Annotated in this window: 5 protein-coding genes; 3 read left to right on the top strand and 2 right to left on the bottom strand. The window is 77.7% G+C overall.

All coding sequences use genetic code 11. The features are described from left to right. Nucleotides 1-1,409: GGDEF domain-containing protein (locus tag GTQ99_RS18365; protein WP_166617168.1), on the top strand; the 1,409-nt coding region annotated here is incomplete at its 5' end. Between the two features lie 14 nt (nt 1,410-1,423). Here the strand turns inward: GTQ99_RS18365 and GTQ99_RS18360 are convergent. Then, nucleotides 1,424-3,157 carry a SpoIIE family protein phosphatase gene (locus tag GTQ99_RS18360; protein WP_166617167.1) on the bottom strand — a complete coding sequence of 578 codons (1,734 nt, stop codon included), beginning with the start codon at nt 3,155-3,157 and terminating at the stop codon, nt 1,424-1,426. A 185-nt stretch (nt 3,158-3,342) separates the two neighbouring features. Here GTQ99_RS18360 and GTQ99_RS18355 point away from each other — a divergent pair, with 185 nt between their 5' ends. Further along, nucleotides 3,343-3,711, top strand: a complete 369-nt coding sequence (locus GTQ99_RS18355; RefSeq protein WP_166617166.1) for an ATP-binding protein — start codon at nt 3,343-3,345, stop codon at nt 3,709-3,711. Between the two features lie 166 nt (nt 3,712-3,877). Here the strand turns inward: GTQ99_RS18355 and GTQ99_RS18350 are convergent, their stop codons facing one another. Next, nucleotides 3,878-5,056 carry an alpha/beta hydrolase fold domain-containing protein gene (locus GTQ99_RS18350; protein WP_166617165.1) on the bottom strand — a complete coding sequence of 393 codons (1,179 nt, stop codon included), beginning with the start codon at nt 5,054-5,056 and terminating at the stop codon, nt 3,878-3,880. 171 nt (nt 5,057-5,227) lie between these two features. On the opposite strand from GTQ99_RS18350, the gene add reads away from it, so the two are divergent. Continuing rightward, a complete protein-coding gene (gene add, locus GTQ99_RS18345) occupies nt 5,228-6,250 on the top strand; it encodes an adenosine deaminase (RefSeq protein ID WP_166617164.1) in 1,023 nt (340 codons plus the stop codon). Nucleotides 6,251-6,322: the final 72 nt, after the last annotated feature.

The following is a 6,322-nucleotide window of genomic DNA, read 5'->3' as shown; positions in this document are numbered from 1 at the left end:
CGGGGGCGGTGGCGGGGGTCGCCGCCGCCGCGCTGCTGGTGCAGACCGCCACGCCGGGCCAGTTCATCGAGTACGCGCCGCGCCAGCTGCTCGGCGTGCTGCTCGTCGCGCCGCTGCTGCTGCTGCCGCGCTCGCCATTGGTGGGCGGGCACCGCAGCAGGGCCGCGGTGACGGAGTTCGCCGCCGTCGTGCTCGCCGCGGCCGGGGTGGCCGCGGCGGTCTTCTGGTCCCGCTTCTCCGACCCGTGGTCCTTCCTCGTCGTCGTGCCGGTGCTGTGGGGGGCCGCGCGGCTGGGCGTGGGGCGGGCCCTGGCGGTGCAGCTGGTGGTGGCCGTCGTCGCCACGGCGGGGACCGTCGTGCGCGACCCGGGCCAGACCGACGGCGTGCTGCAGGCGCTGCTGTTCACCTCCGGCGCCGTCGCGCTCGTCATGTCGCTGGTGGTGCGCTCGCGGGAGCGGGCCGTGGTCACCGCCGAGCGGCGCGAGGAGGTCTTCCGCCGCACCTTCGACGACGCCCTGCTGGGCGTCGCGCTGCTGCGGCTGCGCGCCGACGGCTCGGCCGTCGTGGCCCGCGCCAACGACCGGCTGACCTCGATGCTGGGCCCGGGCGCCCGCGTCCTGCCCGGCTCCGACTGGTCCGAGCAGGTCCACGAGGAGCACCGCGAGGTCTTCGCGGAGGCCGTGCGCGAGATGGTCGAGGAGGTCGACGCCGGCCGCCGGGCGCACTGGCACGCCGAGCTGCAGCACGGCGACGGGGAGGTGTGGCTGGAGCTGGCGGTGGCGGCCTGGCCCACGCCGGGCGAGGACGGCACCCGCGGCGAGGTCGCCGCGGTCGTGCAGGTCGTCGACGTCACCCAGCGCCGGCTGGTGCAGCGGCGGCTGCGCGAGGCCGCGCTGCACGACCCGCTGACGGGGCTGCCCAACCGCACGCTGCTGGAGGACCGGCTGCGCCACGCGCTGTCGGCGGCCGGGCGCAGCGGCCGGCGGGTGGCGCTGCTCTACTGCGACCTCGACGACTTCAAGCCCGTCAACGACACCGGCGGGCACGCCGCGGGCGACCACGTCCTCATCGGCGTCGCCGAGCGGCTGAGCGCCGCGGTGCGCCCGGGCGACACCGTGGCCCGCCTGGGCGGCGACGAGTTCGCCGTCGTCTGCCCGGAGCTGCCCGACGAGGAGGCCGCCGCGCACGTGGCCGAGCGCATCGTCGCGGAGATGGCCGAGCCGTTCGCCGTCGCCGGGTGGAGCTTCCCCGTCGGCATCAGCGTCGGGCTGGCGATGGCCGAGCCGGGTGCGGACGCCCAGCGCGTCCTGCAGGACGCGGACGCGGCGATGTACGAGGCCAAGGGCTCCGGCAAGGGGCGGGTGCGCACCTCCGCGCGCCGCGTCGTGGACCTGCGCGCCCGGGGCTGACCGCGCGCACCACCTCAGGGGAAGCGCACGGCCAGCAGGGCGCAGTCGTCCTCGGCGTGGCCGCCGACGAGCTCGGTGAGCAGCGCGTCCAGCAGCTGCGCCGGCGGCAGCCCCGCGCACCGGCCGAGCACGGCGCGGGCGCGCTCGACGCCCCCCGCCAGGCTGCGGCCGCGGTGCTCGATGAGGCCGTCGGTGTAGAGCAGCAGCGTCGAGCCGGCCGGCACCTGCACGGAGTGCTCGGCGCGCACCACGTCCGGCAGCAGCCCGACGAGCAGGTCCGGCGGCGAGCTGAGCAGCCGGGTGCCGCCGTCGGGCAGCAGCAGCAGCGGCGGCGGGTGGCCGGCGTTGGTCCAGCGCAGCCGCCGCGCCCCCGTGAGCGGGTCGCGGGCGCCGACGCGGGCCAGCACCAGGGTGGCCAGGCCCTCCACGCCCAGCCCCGGCAGCGCCCGCTCCAGGCGCGAGACCAGCGCCGGCGGCGCCTCCGGGCGGTCCCAGACGAAGGCGCGCAGCAGGCCGCGCAGCTGGCCCATCGTCGCCGCGGCCACCACGTCGTGCCCGGCCACGTCGCCGATGACGAGCGCGACGTCGCCGTCGGGCTGCACGACGACGTCGTACCAGTCACCGCCCACGGACTCCTCCCGGCTGGCCGGCAGGTAGCGCCCGCGCACCAGCAGCCCCTCCACCTCCGGCAGCCGCGGCAGCAGCGAGCGCTGCAGCACCTCCGCGCGTGAGCGCCGCTCGGCGTCCAGGCGGGCGCGCACGACGGCCTGGGCGGTGAAGCGGGCCAGCGCGCTCCACACGTCGGCCTCGGCCTCCAGCGTGGGGCGCGGGGAGTCCCACACGAGGACCAGGACGCCGAGCAGCTCCTCCCCCGCCAGCAGCGGCAGGTACGCCGACGCGGCGAGCACCGGCAGCGGCCCGGGGCCGTCGGCGTCGGGGAAGGCCGCCCGCAGGGACCGCCCGTCGGCGAAGAGCCGGGAGCGGCGCTCGCGGGCCGCCGCCGCGGCGGGCAGCGGCGCGTCGAGGCCGACGACGTCGCGCTGCGCGGACGCCTGCGGCACCGTCGCGGGCTCGACGGGGCGCAGCCGCCGGGAGGCCGGCTCGTGCAGCAGCAGGGCGCTGCGGGCGCCGCCCAGGCGCGCGCGGGTGACGGCGCCGACGGTGGCGGCCACCTCGCCGGCGGTGCGCGCCGCGCCGAGGGTCTCCGCGAGGCTGAGCAGCAGCCGGGTGCGCTCCTCCAGCAGGCGCAGGCTCAGCTCGGCGGAGCAGGCGGCGGCCAGGTCCTGCAGCACCTCCAGCTGCTCGGGCGTCCAGCGCCGGGGCCGGTCGTCGATGGCGCACAGCACCCCGACGACGGGCGAGGCGGGGTCGACCCGCCCGGTGACGGGGTCGGTCAGGCGCAGCGGCGCACCGGCGTAGGCGACGACGCCGAGGTCGGTGATCGCCGGCGAGTCGGCCACCAGCGGTTCCAGCCGGGCGTCCTCGACGACGAACGTCTTGCCGGAGGTGACCACGTGCTGGCAGAAGGAGTGGCTCAGGGGGGTGCGGCGGGTGCTCTGCCACGGCTGCGGCAGGCCGACGGCGCCGGGGAAGACCTGCCCGTCGCGGCTGACCATGCTGACGAGCGCGACGGGGGTGCCCAGGGCCGTGGTGCCCAGCCGGGCGAAGCGGTCGAAGTCGGGGTCCGGCTGCGCGGGCAGCAGGGTGCTGGCGGCGAGGGAGAGCTCGGCGCGCGCGGCGTCGTCCACCCGCCGCATCATGCCCGCCGCCGCTCCGGGCGCCACCCGCGAGGTGCCTGCGGGGGTCCGCCGACGCGCCCGGCGGACCCCCGGCGGACCTCTGGCGAGGGTCCGGGAGGGGGAGTCCCGGTTGCCGCCGCGCGACCGGGTGCCAGAGTTGAGGGGGCAGGTGCACTGGAGACGAACGAGGTGGCATGGCGCGCTTGGAGCTGCGGGCTGACCCGTCGGCTGCTCGGCGCACCCGTTCGTGGCTGCGCGAGCAGTTCGCGGGCACGCCCCTGTCCACCGGCGTCAGCCAGGTCCTGGAGCTGCTGACCACCGAACTGGTGACGAACGCCGTGCGCCACGGCCGCGAGCCGATCGCGGTGGACCTGCGGCGCGCGGGCGCGACCGTGACGGTCTCCGTCAGTGACGGCGGGACGGGGCTGCCGCAGGTGCGGCACGTGCCGCCGACGGCGACGGGCGGGCGGGGCGTGGCCCTCGTGGACACCCTCGCCCAGCGCTGGGGCTCGCACAGCACCGGCGGCGGCAAGACCGTCTGGTTCGAGCTGGCCCTGTCCTGAGCCGCCGGCGCCCTCGGTCCCCGCGGGCCGGCGGCGGGTGCGTCAACCCTCGACCACCCCGCTCCCCCGTCCCGTGGTGATCTTCCACGGTGCACCGTGGAAGATCACCACGGGACGGGGAAGGTCACCACGGGACGGGGAAGGTCACCGGCACCGGGGACCGGGCTCAGGACCGCCGGGCCCGCTCGCGCAGGTCGAGCACCACGCCACCCGCGCGCTCCCCCGCGCCCCCGCCCGCGCGCCCACCGGTCAGGTCGAGCACGCGCCCGGCCGCCGGGGCGGCGCCGAGGCCGACGGACAGGTCCGCGGCCAGGTGCTCGGCGGCCACCCGCAGGGCCCGCTGCGCGCCCGCCAGCGCGGGCTCCTCGAGGAAGGCGTGCGGCACGCCCTCCACGAGCACGGGCCGCACGGGCACCCCGGCCCGCTCCAGGCGCTCGCAGAACTCCACGGCCTCGTCGCGCAGCGGGTCCGCCCCGGCGACCACGACGGTCGTCGGCGGCAGGCCGGCCAGCTGCGGCGCGCGCAGCGGGCTGACCCGCGGGCTGCGGCGCGCGGCCCGGTCGGGCACGTACGTGCGCCAGAACCACGCGAGGTCGGCCACCGAGGGCCCGAGGTCCTCGTGCTCGCGGTGCGAGGCGCGGTCCAGGTCGCAGTCCAGGACCGGGCACAGCAGCAGCTGGTGGGCGAGCACCGGCACGTCCCCGGCGCGCGAGCGCAGGGCCAGCAGCGCCGCGATCTGGCCGCCGGCCCCGGCGCCGGCGACGGCCAGCGGCGCGGCGGGCACCCCGAGCGCACCGGCCGGGTCGCCGTCGGCCAGCCGGCACAGCACCGCGGCGGCGTCCTCCAGGCCCGCGGGGAAGGGGTGCTCGGGCGCCAGCCGGTAGCCGAGGCTCAGCACCGCGACACCCGCGGCGGCGGCGAGCAGCCGGCAGGTGGCGTCGTCGCTGTCCAGGTCGCCGCTGACCCAGCCGCCGCCGTGCAGGAAGAGCACGGTGGCGCGGGCGCCGGCGCGGGGGCGGTAGCAGCGCGCGGGCAGCGGCCCGGCCGCGCCGCGGACGACGACGTCGCGCACGAGCAGCCGCTCGTCGTCGACGGGCCCGGGACCACCGCGCCGGGCGCGCGAGCGGGCCGTGGCCGCTCCCGCGACGTGCAGCGGCAGGTAGCCGCGGGTCGTCCGCGCCCGCTCGGCGACCCACGCCGCCACCTGCGGATCGGTCAGCCGGGGGTCCGGGCCCGGGTCCGCGCGCTGCTCGGGCCGGTGCTCGGGCCGGTGCTCGGGCCGGTGCTCCGGCCGGTGCTCCGGCCGGCGCTGCGGTGCGGACGGCGGGACGGTGCTGCGGGCCACGGCCGCTCCCCTCCTCGAGGTCCCGGCGCCGCACGCCGGGGCTCCGATCCTCCGCCGCCGGTGCGCGCGGCGCGTTGCACCCGTGTGACGAACGTGTTTCGGCCGCGGCCGCGGGGTGCCCGCGCCGGGTTCCGGCTGGGGCCGGGCGGCGGGCTGCGGCAGGATGCGCCGATGGACCTCGCCGCCTTCACCGCCGCACTGCCCAAGTGCGAGCTCCACCTGCACCTGGAGGGCACCCTCGAACCGGAGCTGAAGCTGGAGCTGGCGCGGCGCAACGGCGTCGACATCGGCCAGCGGACCGTCGAGGAGGTGCGGGCCACCTACGCCTTCGACTCGCTGGCCTCCTTCCTGGCCGTCTACTACCCGGCGATGGACGTGCTCGTCACCCGTCGCGACTTCCACGACCTGGCGATGGCGTACTTCCGCAAGGCCGCCTCGCAGAACGTCCTGCACGCCGAGGTGTTCTTCGACCCGCAGGTCCACGTCGCGCGCGGGGTGCCGTTCGCGGACGTGGTCGGCGGCTACCACGACGCGGTGCTGCAGGCGCAGCGCGAGCTGGGGCTGAGCGCGGCGCTGATCCTGTGCATCGTGCGGGACATGCCCGTGGAGAGCGCCGAGGCCGTGATCGAGGCGGTGATGGGCTTCCGCGAGGAGGTCGTCGGCATCGGCCTGGACTCCGACGAGCGCGGCAACCCGCCGGCGAGGTTCGCGCACCTGTTCGCCCGCGCCCGCGCGGCGGGGTTCAAGCTCACCGCGCACTGCGACGTCGACCAGGAGGACAGCACCGAGCACCTGCGCCAGGTGCTGGAGGACATCCGGGTGGACCGCATCGACCACGGCACGAACGTCGTCGACGACCCGCGGCTGCTGCAGCTGCTGCGCGAGCGCGGCACGGGCCTGACCTGCTGCCCGATCTCGAACTCCTTCGTCACCGACGACTCCAAGGCGCCGGTCATCGCGCAGCTGCTGCGCAGCGGGGTGCGCGTCACCGTCAACTCCGACGACCCGGCCTACTTCGGCGGGTACGTGACGGAGAACCTCATCGCCCTCACCCGCCAGGCCGGCCTGGGACCCGACGAGCTGATCCAGCTGCAGCGCAACGCCATCGAGATCAGCTGGGCGGACGAGGAGGTGCGCGAGCGCTTCCTCGGGGAGCTGGACGCCTACGAGGCCCTGGCCGCGCCGGACCTGTGAGCGCCCGCGCTCCAGGGCGGCGCGGTCGTCGGAGGGCGTCTCGACCTCCACGTACGCGCGCAGGTCGGCGAG

The sequence above is a fragment of the Kineococcus vitellinus genome, assembly GCF_009906315.1.
Taxonomy (GTDB): domain Bacteria; phylum Actinomycetota; class Actinomycetes; order Actinomycetales; family Kineococcaceae; genus Kineococcus; species Kineococcus vitellinus.
The sequence above is the reverse complement of the archived record's forward strand: the minus strand, read 5'-3'. Positions and strand labels throughout refer to the sequence as shown.